General features: G+C 72.5%; 16 protein-coding genes. 12 read left to right on the forward strand and 4 right to left on the reverse strand.

Annotated features, from left to right (window positions below; all coding sequences use genetic code 11):
• Nucleotides 1-4: 4 nt before the first annotated feature.
• The gene (locus IE278_RS38345) at nt 5-1,021 is read right to left on the reverse strand and encodes a sugar ABC transporter substrate-binding protein (protein WP_189779629.1); all 1,017 of its coding nucleotides are present in this window, start codon (nt 1,019-1,021) and stop codon (nt 5-7) included.
• A 245-nt stretch (nt 1,022-1,266) separates the two neighbouring features.
• Between IE278_RS38345 and iolC the strand changes: the two genes are divergently transcribed.
• The 9 genes from iolC to IE278_RS38390 all read left to right on the forward strand — a co-directional run bounded on the left by iolC (nt 1,267) and on the right by IE278_RS38390 (nt 14,391).
• Nucleotides 1,267-2,217, forward strand: coding sequence for a 5-dehydro-2-deoxygluconokinase (gene iolC / locus IE278_RS38350; protein ID WP_189779630.1), 951 nt, complete (start codon nt 1,267-1,269; stop codon nt 2,215-2,217).
• A gap of 44 nt (nt 2,218-2,261) precedes the next feature.
• Nucleotides 2,262-3,140 carry a Cgl0159 family (beta/alpha)8-fold protein gene (locus tag IE278_RS38355; RefSeq protein WP_189779631.1) on the forward strand — a complete coding sequence of 293 codons (879 nt, stop codon included), beginning with the start codon at nt 2,262-2,264 and terminating at the stop codon, nt 3,138-3,140.
• A 43-nt stretch (nt 3,141-3,183) separates the two neighbouring features.
• A complete protein-coding gene (gene iolB, locus IE278_RS38360) occupies nt 3,184-4,059 on the forward strand; it encodes a 5-deoxy-glucuronate isomerase (protein WP_189779632.1) in 876 nt (291 codons plus the stop codon).
• A gap of 46 nt (nt 4,060-4,105) precedes the next feature.
• Nucleotides 4,106-6,004, forward strand: coding sequence for a 3D-(3,5/4)-trihydroxycyclohexane-1,2-dione acylhydrolase (decyclizing) (gene iolD, locus IE278_RS38365; protein ID WP_189779633.1), 1,899 nt, complete (start codon nt 4,106-4,108; stop codon nt 6,002-6,004).
• Between the two features lie 59 nt (nt 6,005-6,063).
• Entirely contained in the window at nt 6,064-7,560 is a 1,497-nt protein-coding gene (locus IE278_RS38370) for a CoA-acylating methylmalonate-semialdehyde dehydrogenase (protein WP_189779634.1), read from the forward strand.
• Between the two features lie 57 nt (nt 7,561-7,617).
• A complete protein-coding gene (locus tag IE278_RS38375) occupies nt 7,618-8,400 on the forward strand; it encodes a GntR family transcriptional regulator (RefSeq protein ID WP_281403208.1) in 783 nt (260 codons plus the stop codon).
• Between the two features lie 116 nt (nt 8,401-8,516).
• Nucleotides 8,517-10,997: a SpoIIE family protein phosphatase gene (locus IE278_RS38380; protein ID WP_189779635.1), complete on the forward strand. Its 2,481-nt coding sequence runs from the start codon at nt 8,517-8,519 to the stop codon at nt 10,995-10,997.
• A 147-nt stretch (nt 10,998-11,144) separates the two neighbouring features.
• A complete protein-coding gene (locus tag IE278_RS38385; RefSeq protein ID WP_189779636.1) occupies nt 11,145-13,622 on the forward strand; it encodes a beta-glucosidase family protein in 2,478 nt (825 codons plus the stop codon).
• A 112-nt stretch (nt 13,623-13,734) separates the two neighbouring features.
• The gene (locus IE278_RS38390; RefSeq protein ID WP_189779637.1) at nt 13,735-14,391 is read left to right on the forward strand and encodes a DedA family protein; all 657 of its coding nucleotides are present in this window, start codon (nt 13,735-13,737) and stop codon (nt 14,389-14,391) included.
• A 287-nt stretch (nt 14,392-14,678) separates the two neighbouring features.
• Here the strand turns inward: IE278_RS38390 and IE278_RS38395 are convergent, their stop codons facing one another.
• Nucleotides 14,679-15,209: a gamma carbonic anhydrase family protein gene (locus IE278_RS38395; protein WP_189779638.1), complete on the reverse strand. Its 531-nt coding sequence runs from the start codon at nt 15,207-15,209 to the stop codon at nt 14,679-14,681.
• 1,048 nt (nt 15,210-16,257) lie between these two features.
• On the opposite strand from IE278_RS38395, the gene IE278_RS41905 reads away from it, so the two are divergent.
• Nucleotides 16,258-17,574: a diacylglycerol/lipid kinase family protein gene (locus IE278_RS41905; protein WP_213089779.1), complete on the forward strand. Its 1,317-nt coding sequence runs from the start codon at nt 16,258-16,260 to the stop codon at nt 17,572-17,574.
• Nucleotides 17,575-17,600: 26 nt separating this feature from the next.
• On the opposite strand, the gene IE278_RS38405 is transcribed toward IE278_RS41905, so the two are convergent.
• A complete protein-coding gene (locus tag IE278_RS38405) occupies nt 17,601-18,062 on the reverse strand; it encodes a DUF7144 family membrane protein (protein ID WP_189779640.1) in 462 nt (153 codons plus the stop codon).
• 194 nt (nt 18,063-18,256) lie between these two features.
• Here IE278_RS38405 and IE278_RS38410 point away from each other — a divergent pair, with 194 nt between their 5' ends.
• Nucleotides 18,257-18,553 carry a DUF8691 family protein gene (locus tag IE278_RS38410; RefSeq protein ID WP_189779641.1) on the forward strand — a complete coding sequence of 99 codons (297 nt, stop codon included), beginning with the start codon at nt 18,257-18,259 and terminating at the stop codon, nt 18,551-18,553.
• Nucleotides 18,554-18,664: 111 nt separating this feature from the next.
• Nucleotides 18,665-19,147 (forward strand): helix-turn-helix transcriptional regulator, encoded by a 483-nt coding sequence (locus tag IE278_RS38415; RefSeq protein ID WP_213089778.1) that lies wholly within the window; start codon nt 18,665-18,667, stop codon nt 19,145-19,147.
• 116 nt (nt 19,148-19,263) lie between these two features.
• Here IE278_RS38415 and IE278_RS38420 read toward each other — a convergent pair.
• The coding region (locus IE278_RS38420) for a winged helix-turn-helix domain-containing protein (protein ID WP_189779642.1) at nt 19,264-21,520 on the reverse strand (2,257 nt) is incomplete at its 5' end.

Raw genomic sequence — 21,520 nt, forward strand, 5'->3', positions numbered from 1 at the left:
GGTGTCACCGAGTACCCTTCGAGGCGAACTTGGCTATGTCGTCCACGTTGTCCTTGTCGACGAACGCCGGGCCGGTGAGCACGGGCTCCTGGCCGCCGCCGCTGAAGTTGCCGTTGGTCTTGTACAGCCACAGGGAGTCCACCGACAGGTAGCCCTGGAGGTACGGCTGCTGGTCAACCGCGAACTCGATGTCGCCGCCCTTGACGGCGTCGACCATCTCCTTGTTGAGGTCGAACGTCGCCACCTTCGCCTTGCTGCCCGCGTCGTCCACGGACTGCACGGCGGTCAGGGCGAACGGGGCGCCGAGCGTGACCACGTAGTCGATCGACGTGTCCTGCTTGAGCTTGGCGTTGATCGTCGACTTCACGGCCGGCATGTTGGTGCCGTTCACGTTCAGGGTCGTGGTCTTGCCCTTGAACGTCTTCTTCACGCCGGAGCAGCGGGCCTCCAGGGAGACGCTGCCCTGCTCGTGGATGACGCAGATGTTGTTCTTGGCGCCGAGTGCGTTGAGCTTCTCGCCGAAGGCCTCACCGGCGACGAACTCGTCCTGTCCGAAGTAGGACAGGAGCCCTTGCTCCTTCCAGTCGTCGATGCCTCCGTTGAGGCCCACGACGGGGATGCCGGCCTTCTCGGCCTTGGCGACGACGTCCTTCATGGCGTCGGGCTTGGCGAGGGTGACCGCGATGCCGTCGACCTTCTGGTCGATCGCGTTCTGGACGAGGTTGGCCTGCTTGGCCGAGTCCGGGTTGTTGGAGTAGACCAGCTCGACGTTGTCCTTGGCGGCGGCGGTCTCCGCTCCCTTGCGGACGAGGTCCCAGAAGGTGTCACCCGCGGCTGCGTGGGTGATCATCGCGATCTTCATACGGGGGGTGTCGGCCTTGCCGGCCGACGCGTTGCCCGAGTCCTCCTCGGCCTTCTTGCCACCGGAGTCGCTGGAGCAACCGGTGACCATCAGGGCCGCCGCGGCGGCCGCGGCGACGAGGGCGATTCTGCGGGAACGGGGGCGAGACGTGCGGTCCATCTTTCCGGCACCTCACTGTGCGACAAGGGGAGAAGGAGCTAAAACGCGGCTGTGCTGTTGGGAGGGGATGTAAGTCCCTCATATGCCCCGCTGTCAATACTTTGTTAAGACATCATTTCACGATCACGTGAGAATGTAAGTACAAAGTCTTGACATGGCTCGGCCCCCGGTCTTACACCTAGGACACACCGGTCCCCCGCATCCCGCACCCCCACAAGCCCGCATCCACACGAGGAGCGACGCGTATGAGCGAGTCCTTCGACCTGATCACCATGGGTCGCATCGGGGTCGACCTCTACCCTCTGCAGACCGGCGTACCGCTCGCACGCGTCGAGACCTTCGGCAAGTTCCTCGGCGGTTCGGCGGCCAACGTGGCGGTCGCCGCGGCACGCCTCGGGCGCGCGACAGCGATCGTCAGCCGTACCGGCGATGATCCGTTCGGAGCCTATCTCCACCAGGCTCTCAAGGAATTCGGGGTCGACGACCGCTGGGTCACCCCGGTCGAGGAGTACCCGACACCGGTCACGTTCTGTGAGATCTTCCCGCCCGACGACTTCCCGTTGTACTTCTACCGGCAGCCCAAGGCGCCGGATCTGGTGATCCGCACCGACGAACTGGACTTCTTCGCGCTCCGGGCGGCGAAGATCTTCTGGATCACCGGCACCGGACTGAGCGAGGAGCCCAGCCGCTCGGCCACCCTCGCCGCCCTCAAGGCCCGCGACAAGGCCGGCACCACCGTCTTCGACCTCGACTGGCGTCCGATGTTCTGGAAGGACCCCGCCGAGGCCCGCCCGTACTACACCGAGGCCCTGCGGCACGCCACGGTCGCCGTCGGCAACCTCGACGAGTGCGAGATCGCCACCGGCGTCCGCGAACCGCGGGCCTGCGCCGACGCCCTCCTCGAAGCAGGCGTGGAGCTGGCCGTCGTCAAGCAGGGCCCCAAGGGCGTCCTCGCCGTCCACCGCGACGGCACCACCGCCGAGGTGCCGCCCGTACCCGTCGAGGTGGTCAACGGCCTCGGCGCGGGCGACGCGTTCGGCGGCTCGCTCTGCCACGGCCTGCTGGCCGGCTGGGAACTGGAGAAGACGATGCGGTACGCCAACGCGGCGGGCGCCCTGGTCGCCTCCCGCCTCGCCTGCTCCTCCGCGATGCCGACCGCCGCCGAGGTCGAGGACCTCGTCGCGTCGCGCGGCTGAAAACCCCGCGGCCGACACCGCACCACCCCGAACGGAGCCAGACCTTGAGCATCACCATCCCCGACCTCGTCAGGGTGCGTGTCCAGCACCCCGAGGCCGTGGCCGAAGCGGCCGCCCGCCGCAGCCGGCGACCCCTCGTCGGCGACAGCGGCCGCCTCATGATCGTGGCCGCCGACCACCCGGCCCGCGGTGCGCTCGGCGTCGGCGACCACAAGCTGGCCATGGCCAACCGCGCCGACCTGCTGGAGCGCCTGTGCGCCGCGCTGGCCCGGCCGGGCGTGGACGGGGTGCTCGCCACCGCCGACATCCTGGACGACCTCCTGCTGCTCGGCGCGCTGGAGAACAAGGTCGTCATGGGCTCCATGAACCGCGGCGGCCTGGCCGGCGCCGCCTTCGAGATGGACGACCGCTTCACCGGCCACCGCGCCGAGGACATCGAGCGGCTGAACTTCGACGCGGGCAAGCTGCTGCTGCGCATCGACTACGACGACCCGGGCTCGCTGACCACGCTGGAGTCCACCGCCCGCGCCATCGACGACATGGCCGCGCGCCGACTGCCGGTGTTCGTCGAGCCGTTCATCTCCCGCCGCGTCGAGGGAAGGGTCAAGAACGACCTCTCCGCCGAGGCCGTCACCCGCTCCATCGCCATCGCCTCCGGCCTCGGCGGCACCTCCGCCTACACCTGGCTGAAACTGCCCGTCACCAGCGACCCGGACGACATGGCCGCGGCACTGGAGACCTCCACGCTGCCCGCCGTCCTGCTCGGCGGCGAGGTCGGAGGGGACCAGGAGGGCGCGTACGAGAAGTGGCGCAAGTGCCTGCGGCTGCCCACCGTCCAGGGCCTGGTCGTCGGCCGTTCCCTGCTCTACCCCGCCGAGGGCACCGTGGAGACCGCGGTGGACACCGCGGTCGGCCTGCTCTGAGCGCGAATCGGCCCGTCGTGACCTGAGACCGGAAGGACCACGCATGACCAGCGCACACCACCTGCCCGCGGGCAAGGCCGCGAGCGGCCCCTACGCCGTGGACGTCACCCCGGAGAGCGCGGGCTGGGCCCACTCCAGTCTCCGCGTCCTCGAACTTCCCCCGGGCGGTACGCACCTGTTCACCGCCGGGGACAGCGAGTGGATCGTCACCTCGCTCGGCGGCGCCTGCACGGTCTCCGTCACCGACGACTACGGCCAGGACGAGTTCGACGTGCACGGCCGCCCGGACGTGTTCAGCGGCGTCAGCGACTTCGTCTACGTGCCCAGGGACGCGACCGCCGCCCTCACCTCCGACGAGGGCGGCCGCTTCGCCCTCACCGGGGCCCGCTGCGAGCGCCGCCTGCCGGCCCGCTACGGACCCGCCGACTCCGTGCCCGTCGAACTGCGCGGCAGCGGCAACTGCTCCCGCCGGGTCCACAACTTCGGCGCGGCCGGCGTCTTCGAGTGCGACAAGCTCATCGCGGTCGAGGTCATCACCCCGGGCGGCAACTGGTCCTCGTACCCGCCGCACAAGCACGACGAGAACCGGCCGGGGGAGGAGTCGGAGCTGGAGGAGATCTACTACTTCGAGATCGCCGACCACGAGGGCACCCCGGGCCTCGGCTACCAGCGCGTCTCACCGTCCGGCAACGGCAGCGGCACCGACGTGCTCGCCGAGGTGCGCGGCGGGGACGTCGTCCTCATCCCGGACGGCTGGCACGGCCCCTCCATCGCCTCGCCCGGCCACGACATGTACTACCTCAACGTCATGGCGGGCCCCGGCGCCGACCGGGCCTGGCTGATCTGCGACCACCCGGACCACGCCTGGATCCGCGACACCTGGCCGGACCAGCCCGTCGACCCCCGGCTGACCTCCTGACCTCCGCGCCCCGCCCCCGTCACCTCCGCATCCCAGTGAGGAACCGATGAGCCGCTCCACCCTCCGTCTGACCGTCGCCCAGGCACTGGTGCGTTTCCTGGCCGTCCAGTACACCGAACGCGACGGCGTACGGCACCGGCTGATCGCCGGTACCTGGGGGATCTTCGGCCACGGCAACGTGGCAGGCCTCGGCCAGGCACTCCTGGAGGCCGGCGAGGAGACCATGCCCTTCCACCAGGGCCGCAACGAACAGGCCATGGTGCACGCCGCCGTCGGGTACGCCCGCCAGCTCGACCGGCTCTCCGCCCAGGCCGTCACCACCTCCATCGGCCCCGGCGCCACCAACCTCGTCACCGGTGCCGCCCTGGCCACGATCAACCGCATCCCCGTGCTGCTGCTGCCCGGCGACTACTTCGCGACCCGCGCCGCCGACCCGCTGCTCCAGCAACTGGAGCACCCCGTCGAGGCCGACGTGTCCGTCAACGACACCCTGCGCCCGGTCTCCCGCTACTTCGACCGCATCCACCGCCCCGAGGCGCTGATCCCCTCCGCCCTCAACGCGATGCGGGTGCTCGCCGACCCCGTCGACACCGGCGCCGTCACCCTCGCCCTGCCGCAGGACGTGCAGGCCGAGGCGTACGACTGGCCCGAGGAGTTCTTCGCCGAGCGGATCTGGCACGTGCGCCGCCCGGCGCCCGAACAGGCCGAGCTGGCCGCCGCCGTGGAGGCCGTACGCGGCTCCCGGCGCCCTCTGATCGTCGCGGGCGGCGGCGTCCACCACAGCGAGGCCGAGCAGGCGCTGAAGGCGTTCGTGGACGCCACCGGCATCCCGGTCGCGTCCACCCAGGCCGGCAAGGGCTCGCTGCGCCACGACCACCCGGCGGACGTCGGAGGCATCGGCCACACCGGCACCGCCGTCGCCGACGACCTGGCCCGCACCGCCGACCTGGTCATCGGTGTCGGCACCCGCTACTCGGACTTCACCACCGCCTCCGGCACGCTCTTCCAGGAGCCGGGCGTCCGGTTCGTGAATCTCAACGTGGCCGCCTTCGACGCCCACAAGCTGAGCGCCCGGACGCTGGTGGCCGACGCCCGCGCCGGTCTCGAAGCCCTCACGGAGGCGCTCTCCGGCCACCGCGTGGACGAGGCGTACGAGGCCGAGTACCGCGCGGGCAAGGAGCGCTGGGAGCAGATCGTCGACTCGGTCTACCGGGCCGACGACGAGCACGCCGTCCCCACCCAGACACAGGTCCTCGGCGCCCTGGACGCCGTGGTCGGCGACGACGACGTGGTGATCAACGCGGCCGGCTCGCTCCCCGGCGACCTCCACAAGCTCTGGCGCGCCCGCAGCCCGCGCCAGTACCACCTGGAGTACGGCTACTCCTGCATGGGCTACGAGATCCCGGCCGGCATCGGCGTCCAGCAGGCCGCCCCCGGCACGCCCGTCTGGTCGCTGGTCGGCGACGGCACGTACCTCATGATGCCGACCGAGATCGTCACGGCTGTCCAGGAGGGGCTGCCCGTCAACCTGGTCCTCATCCAGAACCACGGGTACGCGTCCATCGGAGGCCTCTCCGAGTCGGTCGGCGCCGAACGCTTCGGCACCGCCTACCGCTACCGCGTCTGGGGGTCCCCCCGGACGAAGTCTGGGGGAGGCAGCTTCACCGGGGACCCGCTGCCGGTCGACCTGGCCGCCAACGCCGCCAGCCTCGGCATGGACGTCCTGCGCGCCAAGACCGTCGGCGAACTGCGGCACGCGCTGGCCACCGCCCGCGCCTCCGACCGGCCCACCTGCGTGTACGTCGAGACCGACCCGACGCCCAGCTCGCCGGGCGCCGAGGCCTGGTGGGACGTACCGGTCGCCGAGGTCTCCTCCCGTGAGGCCGCGACCAGTGCCCGTACGACGTACGAGCAGCAGGTCGCCGACCGCCGCCGCCACCTCTGATCCCGCCCGTTCCCCCTGCTCGCCCCGCTCGACCCGCTCATGAAAAGGACCGGCACCGTATGAAGAACATCGACCACTGGATCGGCGGAAAGCCCGTCGCGGGTGCCTCCGACCGCTTCGGCCCCGTCTACAACCCCGCCACCGGCGCCCAGGAGAAGCAGGTGCCCTTCGCCTCCGTGGACGAGGTGGACGCCGCCGTCGCCTCCGCGAAGGCCGCCTTCGAGAGCTGGGGCACCGCCTCCCTCGCCAAGCGCACCTCGGTCCTCTTCAAGTACCGCGAACTGCTCGACGCGCACCGCGACGAGATCGCCGAGCTGATCACCGCCGAGCACGGCAAGGTGCACTCCGACGCGCTCGGCGAGGTCGCCCGGGGCATGGAGATCGTCGAACTCGCCTGTTCCGTCCCGCAGTTGCTGAAGGGCGAGCTGTCGACCCAGGTCTCCACCCGGGTCGACGTGGCCGCGATCCGCCAGCCGCTCGGTGTCGTCGCGGGCATCACACCGTTCAACTTCCCGGCCATGGTGCCGATGTGGATGTTCCCCCTCGCCATCGCGTGCGGCAACACGTTCGTGCTCAAGCCGAGCGAGAAGGACCCCTCCGCCTCCTACCGGCTGGCCGAGCTGGCCTCCGAGGCCGGACTTCCCGACGGCGTGCTCAACGTCGTCCACGGCGACAAGGCGGCCGTCGACCGGCTCCTGGAGCACCCGGACATCACGGCCGTCTCCTTCGTCGGCTCCACGCCCATCGCCAAGTACATCCAGATCAAGGGCATCGAGCACGGCAAGCGCGTCCAGGCCCTCGGCGGCGCCAAGAACCACATGCTCGTCCTGCCCGACGCCGACCTGGACTTCGCCGCCGACCAGGCCATCAGCGCCGCGTACGGCTCGGCAGGCGAGCGCTGCATGGCCGTCTCGGTCGTCGTCGCGGTCGGCGGCACCGGCGACGAACTGGTCGAGAAGATCGCCGAGCGCGCCAAGGGCCTGAAGATCGGCCCCGGCAGCGACCCGGCCTCCGAGATGGGCCCGCTCATCACCCGCGAGCACCGCGACAAGGTCGCCTCGTACGTCGCGGGCGCCGCCGCCCAGGGCGCCGAGGTCGTCGTCGACGGCACCGGCTTCACCGTGCCCGGCCACGAGGACGGCTTCTTCCTCGGCGTCTCGCTCCTCGACAAGGTCCCGGTCACCGCCGACGCCTACCGGGACGAGATCTTCGGCCCGGTGCTGTGCGTCGTCCGCGCCGAGACGTACGACGAGGGCATCGCGCTGATCAACGCCTCCCGCTGGGGCAACGGCACCGCGATTTTCACCCGCGACGGCGGCGCCGCCCGCCGCTTCCAGCTGGAGGTCCAGGCCGGCATGGTCGGCGTGAACGTGCCGATCCCCGTCCCCGTCGGCTACCACTCCTTCGGCGGCTGGAAGGACTCCCTCTTCGGCGGCCACCACGTCTACGGCAACGACGGCGTCGCCTTCTACACCCAGGGCAAGGTCATCACCACCCGCTGGCCCGACCCGGCCGACGGTGGTGGCATCAACCTCGGCTTCCCCAGCAACTCCTGACGCGTCGGCGGAGCCACCCGCGCACGTACGTCCGTACATCCGAAGGAAGGGGCACGAGTGGCAGGGACCGGAACCACACGTCCGGCCACCGCCGGGGCCTTCGACCGGCTGGAGGTCGCCCTGGACCGGGGCAGCCCGATCCCGCTCTACTACCAGCTCGCCCAGCAGCTGGAGTCGGCGATCGAGCACGGGGCGCTCGCCCCGGGCAACCTGCTGGGCAACGAGGTGGACATCGCCGCGCGGCTCGGCCTGTCGCGGCCCACCGTCCGCCAGGCCATCCAGTCCCTGGTGGAGAAGGGCCTGCTGGTACGCCGCAGGGGCATTGGCACCCAGGTGGTGCACAGCCAGGTCCGGCGCTCGCTGGAACTGAGCAGCCTGTACGACGACCTCGCCGCCGCCGGGCAGAGCCCCGCCACCCGGGTGCTGCGCAACGACATCGAGTCGGCCTCCGCGGAGGTCGCCGCGGCCCTCGGCATCCCCGAGGGCCGGGACGTCATCGTGCTCGAACGGCTGCGCACCACCCACGGCGAACCCGTGGCGCACCTGCGCAACCACCTGCCCGCCACGCTCCTCGACCTGGACACCGGGAGACTTGAGGCGACCGGCCTGTACCGGCTGATGAAGGCCGCCGGCATCACCCTGCACAGCGCCCACCAGACCGTCGGCGCCCGCAGCGCCACCGCGGCGGAGGGCGTCCTGCTCGACGAGCCCGCGGGAGCGGCGCTGCTCACCATGCGACGCACGGCCTACGACGACACCGGGCGGGCCGTGGAGTACGGGACCCATGTCTACCGGGCGGCCCGCTACACCTTCGACTTCCAGTTGCTCGTCCGTCCCTGATCGGGTGCGTTTGCCGGGCTCACCGGCCCTCCGCGGCGGTACGTTGGGCCCGTGCGGTGCACGTGCACGGGACGCGGCGCACGGGAAGACCACTCCCAGCGACGGAGAGGGTCAGGGTGTCGACGAGCGAGGAGAGCGGCGTGGCGGCGCGTCGGTTCGACGTGCCGGACGCCGCGGTGGTGCTGCTGGACGCCCACGCGGCGGTGTCCGGCTGGACATCGGACGCCGAACGGCTGTTCGGCCACCGCGGTGCCGAGGCCGTGGGCCGTTCCGTGGCGGACCTGCTGATGCCCGAGGACGCCGCGCGCCTGCCCGACCTGGCCCGCCGCTGCGTGCGGGACGGCCACTGGACCGGGCTTCTCGCGGTACGCCACCGTGACGGCCACCCGGTCGTCGCCACCGTGCGGGTGCTGGCCGCCACGGAGGTCGCGGACGGCCCGCCCCGCTGGGTGGCCCTGGCCGCCGACACCGCGGGCACCCCGGGCTGGGGCATGAGCCGCGGGGTACTGGAACGGATGGCCGCCCTCTCGCCGATCGGCATCGCCGTCGTCGACACCGACCTGCGGTTCGTCTGGTCGAACGCCGCCCTGGAACAGTTCGGCGGCGGGCCCGGACGCGAGCGCATCGGCAAACGGCTCGGCGACATACAGCCCGGCCTCGACGCCGCCGCCCTGGAAGCGGTGATGCGCCAGGTGATGGAGACCGGCGAGACCGTGGCGGGCTACGAACACGTCGGCACTGTCCGCTCGGCACCGCACCGGCAGACCGCCCACGCCATGTCCTTCACCCGGCTCGACGACGACCAGGGCACCCCGCTCGGCGTGTACTACACCGTCGTCGACGTCACCGAGCGCTACCGGGCCCGCGAACGCCTCACCCTCCTGGACCGGGCGGGCAAGAGCATCGGCCGCACCCTGGACGTCACTCGCACCGCCCAGGAACTGGCCGACATCGCGGTACCGGGACTCGCCGACCTCGTCACCGTGGACCTGCTGGAGACCGTCCTCGAAGGCGGTGAACCGGCGCCAGGACCCACCGGCCGGCCCCTGGGCGGGCCGGACGCCGTGCCACTGCGCAGGGCCGGCCACCGGTCGGTCGACGCCGGGATCCCCGAGGACTCCGTGGAGATCGGCCAGGTGGCCCGGTACCGCGCCGACGCACCCCCGGTCACCGCCCTGACCGGCGGCAGGTCCTGGATCGAGACGCGCCTCGACCCACGGGCCGGGACATGGACCGCCGACCCGCCCCAGGGTGAGGGCACCGCCCTCCCCGGCCCGGTACCGCACACCGCGATGATCGTGCCCATCCGGGCCCGCGGCACCACGCTCGGCATCACCACGTTCTTCCGGAGCCGCCGCGAGGAGCCCTTCGACCACGACGACCTGGGCCTCGCCGAGGAGTTCGTGGCCCGCGCCGCCCTCTGCCTCGACAACGCCCGCCGCTACACCCGCGAACGCGACGCGGCACTGGTCCTGCAACGTCATCTGCTCCCGCACCGGCTGCCCGAACAGGACGCGATGGAGGTCGCCGCCCGCTACCGGCCCGCCGACGAGCTGACGGGCCTCGGCGGGGACTGGTTCGACGTCATCCCGCTGTCCGGCGCCAGGGTCGCCCTCGTGGTCGGTGACGTCGTCGGGCACGGCATCGAGGCCGCCGCCGCCATGGGCCGGCTGCGCGCCGCCGTACAGACCCTCGCCGACCTGGACCTGCCGCCCGAGGAGGTGCTGGCCCACCTCGACGACCTGGTCGACCGGGCCGGACAGGAGGACGAACCCGGGACGGTGCCCCGCGCCGACGGCGTCCGCGCGCGGGGCGCCAGCTGCCTCTACGCCGTGTACGACCCGGTCGGCGGCCGGCTGTCGATGGCCGCCGCGGGCCACGGTCTGCCCGCCGTCGTCACCCCGGACGGCACGGTGGACTTCCCCGCACTGCCGCCGGGGCCCCAGCTCGGCGTCGGCGGACCGCCCTTCGAGTCGGTCGAGCTGTGGCTCGCGGAAGGCAGCGTGCTCGCCCTGGGCACCAACGGCCTGCTCGCCGCCGAGGGCCCCGCGGACCGGCGGGACGCCGCCGCCGACCGGGAACGGCTGCGCCAGGTGCTCGAACGGCGGGCCCCCGGCCTGGACGACCACTGCCGGGACGTGGTCGACGCCCTCGTCCCCGCGCGTCCGCCGGACGACGTCGTCCTGCTGATGGCCCGCGCCCGTCGGCTGCCGGCGGACCGGGTGGTGTCCTGGGAGCTGCCCGCCGACCGCTCCTCGGTCGCCGAGGTCCGCAAGCGCACCTCGCGCCAGTTGTGCGAATGGGGCCTCGACGAGCTGACCTTCACCACCGAACTCGTCGTCAGCGAGCTCTTCACCAACGCGATCCGGCACGCCGACGGCCCGATCAGGCTGCGCCTGATCATGTCGAGGACCCTGGTCTGCGAGGTGTGGGACGCCAGCCCCACGGCCCCGCACCTGCGCCATCCGAAGACGACCGACGAGGGGGGCCGCGGTCTCTTCCTGGTCTCCCAGTGCACCCAGCGCTGGGGGACCCGCTACACCCAGGACGGCAAGATCATCTGGACCGAACAGTCCCTGGCGGGCCCTTCGTTCTGAGTCATATTTTCCGCCGCCCCAGTGGCGCCTAACGGCCCCTCAAGTCCTTTTTGTCGCATAGTGCGTCCGGAGGGCGAACCAGGACGGCCGCCCGCGCGCCCCGCGGTTCACCTCCTCGTGCCCGCACCCAACGAGGAGTGACGCCTCATGTCCGACCCTGTCCCCCCGCGCTCCGTGTCCCGGCGGTCCGTCCTGCGTTTGCTGGGCGGCGCGACCGCCGTGGCCCTCGCCGTGACCACCGGCACCGCCGCCTCCGCCCGGGCCGCCGCACGGGAGCCGGCCGCGGGCCCCCGCGTCGAGGGACTGCTCGCCCAGCTCACCCTGGACGAGAAGATCTCCCTGCTGCACGGCGCCACCGACCCGAAGTCCCTGGGCCAGGCCGGTTACGTACCCGGCGTGGCACGGCTCGGCATCCCGCCCCTGCGCCTCGCCGACGGCCCCGCCGGAGTCCGCGTCAAACAGCGCGCCACCGCCCTGCCCGCGCCCGTCCTGCTCGCCTCCGCCTTCGACCCCGAACTGGCCCGCCGCTACGGCCGGGTCATCGGCCACGAGGGCCGCGCGCTCGGCCAGGACGTGCTGCTCTCCCCGATGGTCAACCTCGTCCGCACCCCGTACGCGGGCCGCAACTTCGAGACCTTCAGCGAGGATCCGCTGCTCTCCGCCGACCTCGTCGCCGAGGAGATCAAGGGCATCCAGGGCGCGGGACTCATCGCGACCGTCAAGCACTACGCGATGAACAACCAGGAGAAGGACCGCGAGACCGTCGACGTCCGGGTCGACGAACAGACCCTCAACGAGGTCGAACTGCGCGGCTTCGAGGCCGCCGTCGGCGCGGGAGCCCGCGCCGCCATGGGCGCCTACAACAAGGTCAACGGCGTCTACGCCTGCGAGAACAAGGAACTCCTCACCGACATCCTGCGCGACCGCTGGGGCTTCGAGGGCTGGGTGATGACCGACTGGTACGCCGCCCACAGCACCGTCGCCTCGCTCACCGCGGGCCTTGACATGGAGATGCCGAACAGCAGGTACTTCGGGGCCGCCCTCAAGAAGGCGGTCCAGGACGGCGGCGTCTCCGAGGAGTACGTCGACCGGTCCGTACGCCGCGTCCTCACCGCGATGGACGACTTCGGCCTGCTCGACGGCAGCGCCCCGCCCCGCCCGCGCCGGGACCCGGCGGCGGGCGCCGCCGTCGCCCTGGAGGTCGCCAAGGCGGGCGCCACCCTCCTGCACAACAAGAACGCCGCCCTGCCCCTCACCGGCGAGGCCGCCCGCAGCATCGCCGTCGTCGGCCCCACCGGCTCCCTGCCCTTCGTCAGCGGCGGCGGCAGCGCCCACGTGATCCCCGACCACGCCGACAGCCCGCTCGACGCCATCAGGTCCCGCGCGGGCCGGGGCGCCCGGATCTCGTACGCGCTCGGCGAGGACCTGTACGGCAGACCCCTGCCGAAGAACGCCCTCTCGGCGGGTATCGCCCCCGAGGCCCAGCGGGTCGCCGCCGGGAAGACCTGGACGTACGACGGCACCCTCACCGTCGACGACGCCGACGAGTGGACCTTCGTCATCCACTACTCCGGTACGCGGCCCAAGGTGCTCCTCGACGGAACGGAACTCTTCCCCGTGGTGGCCGGGCTCGCCGAGCAGTTCGCCGGCGGACTGGTGTCGGCCGCCCCCGACGGCCTTGCGGTACGGCGCAAGACACTCCACCTCAGCCCCGGCGGGCACCGGATCGAGATCACCGCGAAGGGCGGCGACACGGGGCAGACGTTCCGGCTGCGGCGCGTCACCGGCGCGACCCGCGCCCAGGACGTGGCCGAGGCCGTGCGGGCCGCGTCCGCCGCGCACAGCGTGATCCTCTTCGCCTACGAGGACGCCACCGAGAACCAGGACCGCACGACCCTCGCGCTCCCCGGCCACCAGCCGCACCTGATCGAGGCGGTGACCGCGGCGAACCCGCGCACCACCGTCGTCCTCAACACCTCCTCGTCGACCGCGATGCCGTGGCTGGAGCGCACCGCCGCCGTGCTGCAGATGTACTACCCGGGCCAGGAGGGCGCGGCGGCCACCGCGGCCGTCCTGTTCGGCGACTGCGACCCCGGCGGACGCCTCACCCAGTCCTTCCCGGCCGACGACGACAGCCACCCGGTCGCCGGCGAACCACGCCGCTACCCGGGCGTGAGCGGCGTCGAGGAGTACTCCGAGGGCATCCACGCCGGTTACCGCTGGTACGACGCCAAGAACGTACGGCCGCTGTTCCCGTTCGGGCACGGACTCTCGTACACCTCCTTCGCCTACGACGACCTGGCCGTCGAACGGACCGGGGACGGGCTGGACGTCGCCTTCACCGTCCGGAACACGGGCCGGCGGGCCGGCGTCGACATCCCGCAGGTCTACGTGGGCCCCTCCCCGGACCTCCGTCTCGAACGGGCCGTCCGTGTGCTGAGCGGCTACCGGCGGCTCGCCCTCAAGGCGGGGGAGTCACGCAGGATCACCGTGCGCGTCGACGCGCGCACGCTGTCCTCGTGGGACCCGCGCCGGCCCGGCTGGGTGCTCGGCACCGGGCGGCGGACCGTGTGGATCGGGGCCTCGTCGCGCGACCTGCGGCTCCGTACGACGGTGGCCGTCTGAGAGCCCCACGGGCCGTCGGGCAAGGAGCGTGAACCGGTAGGCTTCCCGGCGTGCGCGCGAGAGAGCGCACGCCGGGCCCGGCCCGGACCGCGGTGATGGGAAGGAACCGGCGTTGCACGTCCAGGAATGGCTAGAGACCGTGCCCGCGGTCAGCATCTACGCGCTGGTCGGTCTGGTCATCGGCCTGGAGAGTCTGGGTATCCCGCTGCCGGGCGAGATCATCCTCGTCTCCTCGGCGCTGCTCGCCTCCCAGCACGGTGACATCAACCCCGTCATCCTCGGCGCCTGCGCGACCGCCAGCGCGATCATCGGGGACTCCATCGGCTACGCCATCGGCCGCAAGGGCGGGCGCCCGCTGCTGGCCTGGCTCGGCGCGAAATTCCCCAAGCACTTCGGTGAGGGCCATATCGCCACCGCCGAGCGGTCCTTCGAGAAGTGGGGCATGTGGGCCGTCTTCTTCGGCCGCTTCATCGCCCTGCTGCGGATCTTCGCGGGCCCGCTCGCGGGTGTGCTGCGCATGCCGTACTGGAAGTTCCTGATCGCCAACGTCCTCGGCGGAATCGTCTGGGCGGGCGGCACCACGGCGGTCATCTACTACGTCGGCGTGGTCGCGGAATCCTGGCTCAAACGCTTCTCCTGGCTGGGCCTGGTCCTCGCCGTCGTCATCGGCGTCGCCTCAATGCTGATCATGAAGCGCAAGGCCCAGAAGATGACAACGGCCCCCGAAGCCAAGGCCGCTACGCCGGAGCCGGTCCCGGCAACGGACTGAGCCCCCTGGGGCGGGCGCAGCCCCGCCCCGCAGGGACGCGGGGAACGGCGCGGTCAGCGCCGACGGACCCGCGCCCGCCGTGCGACTCCCGCTTTTCAGGGGCGCGGGGAACGGCGCGGTCAGCGCCGACGGGCCCGCACCTGCCGTGCGACTCCCGCTTTTCAGGGGCGCGGGGAACGGCGCGGCCAGCGACAACGGCCCGCACCCGACGTGCGGCCTCCGAGGCTTCGCTGTCGCCTGCGGGTCGGTGGGCGCGGGCCGCGCAGTTCCCCGCGCCCCTTGAGGGGCTACCCCTCGTGGGCCGCCCGATGGGCCTTCGCCAGTTCGACGTAGAAGACCCCGTTGAGCGAAACCCCCTCCCGCTCCTCGGCGCTCAGCTCCCGCTTCACCTTGGCGGGAACACCGGCGACCAGTGACCCGGGCGGCACCCGCAGACCCTGCGGCACCAACGCCTGCGCGGCGACGAGCGACCCCGCCCCGATCACCGCCCCGTTGAGGATCGTCGCCCCCATCCCCACCAGACAGTCGTCCTCGACGACAGCCCCGTGCACCACGGCGTTGTGCCCGATGGACACCCGCTCCCCGATGCTGATCGGAAACCCCGGGTCGACATGGAGCGTGCAGTTGTCCTGGACGTTGCTGTCGGCGCCGATCACGATCGGACCGCAGTCCGCACGCAGCACCGCGCCGTACCAGACGCTCGCGCCCGGCCGCAGGGTGACGTCCCCGATGACCACGGACGTGGGCGCCACGAACGCCTCCGGGTCCACCCGCGGATCCTTGCCGCCGATCCCCATGACCAGCGCCTCGTGCGTCATCACTGTCTCCTCGTCGTCGGTACACCGGCACGGTAGGCGACGGTAGGCGATGGACCACCGGCCGGGCCCTGCGGGTCAGTGTCACCCGCCCCGGGCGAGGCGCGGCGGCCCGGCGGGGGAGAGGGTGACGTGCCGACAGGTTTCCGCGGGCCAGGAGGGCACGGTCATGGTCTTCACTGGGCTCGCCCGGACGTTGACGGGCCGCATCGGGGGCCCCGTCGGCCGGCAGCTCGTGAGCGTGAGCATCCTGGACATGGCGACCCGGCTCGCCGCACAGGCCTTCCTGGCCGCGCTGCCGCTGCTCTTCGCCATCGCGTCCTTCACCCCGCCCGCGGTCCGCCGGGAACTGGTGGTGACGCTGCGCGACCAGCTGGGCACCGACGGGCCGGTCCTGACCCAGGTCGACGCGGTCTACACCGGCGCCGCCGAGTCCCTGGAGACCTGGGGCGCGATCGGGGTGCTGGTGGCGCTCCTGTCCGCGACCGCCTTCAGCCGGGCGCTGCAGAGGCTGTGCGAACGCTCCTGGCACCTGCCGCGCTCCGGACTGCGGACCGTGGTGTGGCGCTGGGGCGTATGGCTCCTCGTCTGGGTCACCGTGCTGGTGTCCCAGGGCACCGTGCGCGACGGGTTCGGCGCGGGGGCCGCCCTGGGGTTCCCGCTGCAGGTCGTCTCCGCGGTCCTCATGTGGTGGTGGACGCAGCACCTGCTGCTCGCCGGGAGGGTGGCGTGGCTGCCGCTGCTGCCGGGCGCCCTGCTCACCGGCATCGGGGTCGTCCTGTACTCCGCCGTGTCCGGGCTCTGGCTGCCGCGTTCCCTGGAGCTGAGCGTCGAACGGTACGGGCCGCTCGGCTCAGTCTTCACCGTGCTGTCGTGGCTCATCTTCTTCTTCGCGATCGTCGCGGGCGGGATCGCCATCGGCTTCGTACTCGCCCACGACGACCTCCTCAGGCCCTGGCTCGGCCTGCCGGGGCCGGGCAGGGACGGAACCCGGCCGGGATCCCCTGCCAGGGGTGAGGCGCCCCGGGGGACCACGAACGATCATCACGTCATGGAACCCACTACGCGGGGACAGCGGTGGTCGGCGCGCGGCGCGCTGGCGGCGGCCGCGGCGGCGGTACTGGTGCTGGGCGTGTTCGCGGGACTGCGGACCTTCGCCCTGCTGGCGGTGGGACTCGCCGGTCTGGCGGTCACGGCGGCGGCACTCTGGTGGGTGCTCACCCGGCGGAGCGTGTGGCGTCTGCTCGCCGCCGCGCTGGCCGTCGCCGCACCCGTGTGGATCGTCGTCGCGTACACCCGGGCACACCTGGCCTGGGTCGTCGCCGTGGCCGGCGCGCTGTTCATGGTCGCGGTCGGCGCGGGCCGCAGAGCCCTCGCCGGACCCGACGGGCAGGGCCGGACGCCGGAACATCCCGCCCCGCGGGTACGGCACCCCGTGCTGATCATGAATCCGCGCTCGGGCGGCGGCAAGGTGGAGCGGTTCGGGCTGCGGGAGAAGGCCGAGGCACTGGGCGCGCAGGTCCTCCTCCTGGAAGGACCGGGCGAGACCGACGTGGCCGAACTGGCGCGCAAGGCCGCGACCGAGGGCGCCGATCTGCTCGGCGTCGCGGGCGGGGACGGCACCCAGGCACTGGTGGCCGACGTCGCCGCCTCGCTCGACCTCCCCTTCCTGGTGGTGCCGGCCGGCACCCGCAACCACTTCGCCCTCGACCTCGGGCTGGACCGCGAGGATCCGGCGAAGGCGCTCGACGCCCTGACCGACGGGGTGCTGCTCCGCGTCGACCTGGGCCGCGCGGCCGACCACCCCTTCGTCAACAACGTGTCCTTCGGGGCGTACGCCGAGGTGGTGCAGAGCCCGGCCTACCGCGACGGCAAGACCCGTACGACCCTGGAACTCCTTCCCGACCTGCTCGTGGGCCATCGCGGTGCGCGTCTCGCCGCCCGGGCGGGCGAGGTGGACTTCGAGGCACCGCAGGCGCTGCTGGTGAGCAACAACCCCTACGGCACGGGCGACATCGCCGGTCTCGGCCGCCGGGCCCGCCTGGACGGCGGCGAGTTGGGGGTCGTCGGGGTCGACGTGGCCAGCGCGGCCCAGGCCGCCGGACTCCTGCGCGGACGCCGTGCCACCGGTCTGACCCGGGTCACGGCGCGGGAGGTGGTCGTCGACGCCGACCAGGAGCGGATCCCGGTCGGCGTCGACGGCGAGGCGCTGAACCTCAGTGTTCCCGTGCGCTGCGAGGCGCTGCCGGGTGCGCTGCGCGTGCTGGTGCCGCGCGAACGTCCGGGTATGCGCCGGCCGCTGCCGCGGCTCGACTGGCTCCGGGTCGCCCGGCTGGCCCTGCCGACGGCCCGCCACCGCACACGGTGAGCGGACCCCGGGCACACGAACCGGGACTACCGCGGCGCCCCGTACACCTTGTGGGCCTGTGCGTGGCCGTAGGAGGCCAGGGACCAGATCACCAGCACGTCGAACGCGATGATCAGGATCGACCAGATCGGGTAGTACGGCGTGAAGAAGAAGTTCTCCAGCGCGCTCAGCGCGGCGACCGTGATCCCGACGACACGCGCCCACGTCTTGCCCTTGAACACAGTGAAGGCGGCGGCCACGATGACGATCCCGGAGATCAGGTGGACCCAGCCCCACACATTGATGTCGAGGTCGTACGGGTAGGTGTTCGACCGGGTGTAGAAGTTGTCCTCCATCAACGCGCCCATGCCGACGAACACCTGGTATGCGCCCACGATGGCCATCATGCAGACGGCGAAGACGACCCCGCCGACCATCAGCGGTTTGACCCGGGGTTCCTGCGGGGGCGCGCCCTGCCGGGTCCGCCCTGTCGAAGTCTGCTCGGCCATGTCGGGTACCTCCTTCTCGGGAGGAGGAGCATCCCGCTGCTTCAGGGGAGGGAGCTTCACCCGCTGTGGATGAGTGTCGTAGCCGTGCGCGGACCGGACCGGCCGTCGCCGTCACCCCCGCTGTGTGATGCGCCCTCCGCACGGCCGGTGAGAATGGTGACGTGACCCGGCCCCGGCAGCGGAGGTGACGCGCCATGGGAACGGCGGAGGAACGCCCTGGACCCGAGCGGGACGAGGCGCGGCCTGTGGGCGGCGACTTCGAGATCCGCATCAAGGGCCGGGTCTCGCAGGCATTCCGGTCCGCCTTCGCCGAGTTGACGGTCACGGTCAGTCCGCCGGAGACCGTCCTGCACGGCGCCAGGCTCGACCAGGCGGCGTTGTACGGGATCCTGGACCGCATCCAGGCCCTCGGACTGGAACTGGTGGAAGTGCGCCGATTGCCCGAGGGGCGCGGCCCCGGTACGGACCCGGCGTTCCCCAACCCGCCGTAGACGGCGTCCGACATCGGGGTGAAATGGCCCTAAGTCCTCTATCCGTTCCAAGATTCAGCTCGCACGGTTGCTGTGTACCGCCCTCCGCTCTCTGTCGAGGAGGTGAGTCACATGCCTACCGTGCTGAACGCCGAACGGACAGGAAGGCAAGCGCACTCCGACGGGCCGGAATTCGAGCGGGTGTCCGTGTTGCAGGGGCAGTTGCGGGCTCTGGACCGGGCCGCCGAGGACGCGGACACCGTGGTGGCGGCCTGTCTGGTGTGGGTCGCCGACGCGCTCATGGACATCGCCGCCGAGTCGGACGACCCGGGTAGTACGCACATGCTGCTGGACGAGGCGTCGGCCGCGTTGGCCGCCGTGCCTCCCGGCGACGCCGGCCGCCGGGACCTCGCGGCGCCGGCCGCCCTGCTGACGGAACGCGAGCACGCGGTGCTCGTCAGGCTCCAGGAGGACGTGCCCCTGCGGCAGATCGGCTCGGAACTCTACATCTCGCACAACACGGTGAAGAGTCATGTGCGGGCCGTCTACCGCAAGCTCAGGGTGTCGTCGCGTACGGGCGCCGTCGCCCGCGCGAGGCACCTGGGTCTTCTCTGAAGCGGGCTCTCCGAAGCGGATTCCCCGGAGCTGAGGCGACCCCTCGAAGGCTCAGAGCCCTCCGCGGCCCTCCGCGGCCCTCCGCGGCCGTGCGTGGCTGTGCGCGGCCGTGCGCGTCACAGGAGTTCGAGTTCACGGGCCCGCCGTACCGCGGCCGACCGCCGGGTCACGGCGAGCTTGCGGTAGACGCTCTTGAGGTGCGTCTTCACCGTGTTGACCGACACGTACAACTCGTCAGCGATCTCCTCCGTCGTCATCATCTGCGCCAGATGACGCAGCACATCGCGTTCGCGCGCGCTGAGCGACTCAACCGGGGCCCGGTCGTCCCGCGGCCCGGGCTCCGGAGCGCCGCGCGGGCCGGGCACCGCCCGTGCCGGGAGCCGGCGGGCGCGTGCCTCGCCGAGCGACGCGGCGCACGCGTGCCGCACCGACTGCCGCAGCCCCTCGGCCAGCCAGCCGTCCGCCGCGATGTCGGGGATCGTGTCCAGGGCCTCGGGACGCGCGGTGCCGCTCTCCACCACGACCACGAGTTTGGCGACCAGGGAGCCGACACCCGTGACGAAGGGGTCGGGCACCTGGCGCAGGGCGGCTCGGGACCGGGAGAGTTCGCTCCGTGCCCGCGGCACGTCGAAGCGTGCCAGACCGATCCAGGCGCGTACGACGTGCAGCGCGGCCAGGGAGGGGTCCGGCTGCGAGGTGGCCTGGAGCGCGGGGTGCCGGGCGTGCCCGGCGAACTGGTCCGCGGCCCGGAACCGTCCGCGCAGCACCTCCAGCAGCGCCAGTTCGGAGAGGCAGTCCCGCCGTAGGACGCCGTTCTCGGCGGCGCACGCGGCCTTGAGGGCCGCGGTGAGGGACGCCTCGGCCGCCTTGAGGTCGCCGTCCCGCAGCTCGGCGCGGCCACGGACCGACAGGGTCAGCGCGACCAGTTCGGGCCGGTCCTCCAGCAGGCCGCGCGGCAGCCGCGTGAACAGCCGCTCGGCGTCCGCCGCGGCTGCCCTGGCCGCCGAGAGGTGCCGGGGCCGGTCCCTCGTCATACGGATCACGGAGTGCGCCAGCCGGCACCGGGCGATCCGGTCGGTGCCGCCCCCGGGCAGCTCCTCGATCAGCCGGTCGGCGAGGGCCAGGGCCTGTGTGCAGGCCGGTCCGTCGCCCCGGGCGATCGCGGCCGCCGAGGTGACGAGCGCGGACTCCGGTTCGAGGGCCGGTCCGGAGGCCGCCGTGGGGCCGGCGGGCGGTGTCCGTGTCAGCAGTTCGCCGGGCAGCCGGGTGCTCGTCAGGGCGAGAACCTGTCCGATCGCCAGCTGATGCACGACGAGACGGTCGGCGTAGCAGCGGTCGTCGGCGGCCAGGGCGTGGCGTACGGCCTCGGCGAGGAGCCCGTGCTCGCCCAGCCACTCGGCCGCCCGCCCGTGCAGATCGGGCACGAGGTCCGGGGCCTCGTGGCGCAGCCGCACCCGCAGCACGTCGCCGAACATCCGGTGGCAGCGGTACCACCCGTGACCGATGTGCTGGAGGAAGGAGCTCTGCGCGACGAGCGCCGCGAAGTGCCGGCCGGCCTCCTGCCCCGCGACCTGGGTGGCCAGCTCGGCGTTGAGAGGGTCCAGCACGCTGGTCGTCAGCAGGAGCCTTCTCATCGCCGGGGGCTGGCCGTCCAGGACCTCCTCGACGAGGTAGCTGACGATCGCCTCGTCCTCGCCCGCGAACCGGGCCACGAACCGTTCCGGATGGGGGTGCCCCTGCATGGACATGGCGGCCAGCCGCAGGCCCGCCGCCCAGCCGTCCGCCCGCTCGCGCAGGGTCTTCACGACGGCCCGGGGCACCTCGACACCGTGCTGTGCCAGCAGCGCCGCGGTCTCGCGGTCGTCGAAGGCGAGGTCCCCGGTACGCAGTTCGGTGAGGTCGCCTGCCAGCCGGTACCGGTGGAGGTGCAGCGGTGGGTCCCTGCGCGAGACCACGACCAGCCGTAGCGCGGGGGTCGCGTGCCGGAGCAGGCGGACCATGCCCTCGGCGACCGGGGAGCCGCTCTCCGGCTGGAAGTCGTCCAGCACGAGGACGACGGGCTCGTCGCGCGCGGCGAGCCCGGCCGCGAGGGCGGCCACGAGCAGCGCCTGTCCGGCCGCCACCGCCACGGCCGGAAAGCCGAGCGGTTCGATCCCGTCGGCGGTCGCGCCGGTCGGCGGCGGGCCGTCGAGCGGGACACCGGTGAGGCCGGTGCGCCGGGCCGAGCCACCGCCCGGAACCGCCGCCTCGGACGCCAGACCGCCCGCGCCGGTCCGGTCGCACGACTCGTCCCCGGGCGCGCTCCCCACGGACGGCACGCCACGGCCGGCGCCGCCGTGGAGCCCCACGCCGTGCGCTGTGCCGCGCGGGCCG

This window comes from Streptomyces tauricus, assembly GCF_014650955.1.
Classification (GTDB): Bacteria; Actinomycetota; Actinomycetes; order Streptomycetales; family Streptomycetaceae; genus Streptomyces; species Streptomyces tauricus.

Bases quoted from the DNA above. Each gene is read 5' to 3' on its own strand.
- IE278_RS38415 (WP_213089778.1), top strand. From the start codon at position 18,665: ATGCCTACCGTGCTGAACGCCGAACGGACAGGAAGGCAAGCGCACTCC.
- iolD (WP_189779633.1), top strand. From the start codon at position 4,106: ATGAGCCGCTCCACCCTCCGTCTGACCGTCGCCCAGGCACTGGTGCGT.
- IE278_RS38405 (WP_189779640.1), bottom strand. From the start codon at position 18,062: ATGGCCGAGCAGACTTCGACAGGGCGGACCCGGCAGGGCGCGCCCCCG.
- IE278_RS41905 (WP_213089779.1), top strand. From the start codon at position 16,258: ATGGAACCCACTACGCGGGGACAGCGGTGGTCGGCGCGCGGCGCGCTG.
- iolB (WP_189779632.1), top strand. From the start codon at position 3,184: ATGACCAGCGCACACCACCTGCCCGCGGGCAAGGCCGCGAGCGGCCCC.
- IE278_RS38370 (WP_189779634.1), top strand. From the start codon at position 6,064: ATGAAGAACATCGACCACTGGATCGGCGGAAAGCCCGTCGCGGGTGCC.
- IE278_RS38410 (WP_189779641.1), top strand. From the start codon at position 18,257: ATGGGAACGGCGGAGGAACGCCCTGGACCCGAGCGGGACGAGGCGCGG.
- IE278_RS38385 (WP_189779636.1), top strand. From the start codon at position 11,145: ATGTCCGACCCTGTCCCCCCGCGCTCCGTGTCCCGGCGGTCCGTCCTG.
- IE278_RS38345 (WP_189779629.1), bottom strand. From the start codon at position 1,021: ATGGACCGCACGTCTCGCCCCCGTTCCCGCAGAATCGCCCTCGTCGCC.
- iolC (WP_189779630.1), top strand. From the start codon at position 1,267: ATGAGCGAGTCCTTCGACCTGATCACCATGGGTCGCATCGGGGTCGAC.
- IE278_RS38395 (WP_189779638.1), bottom strand. From the start codon at position 15,209: ATGACGCACGAGGCGCTGGTCATGGGGATCGGCGGCAAGGATCCGCGG.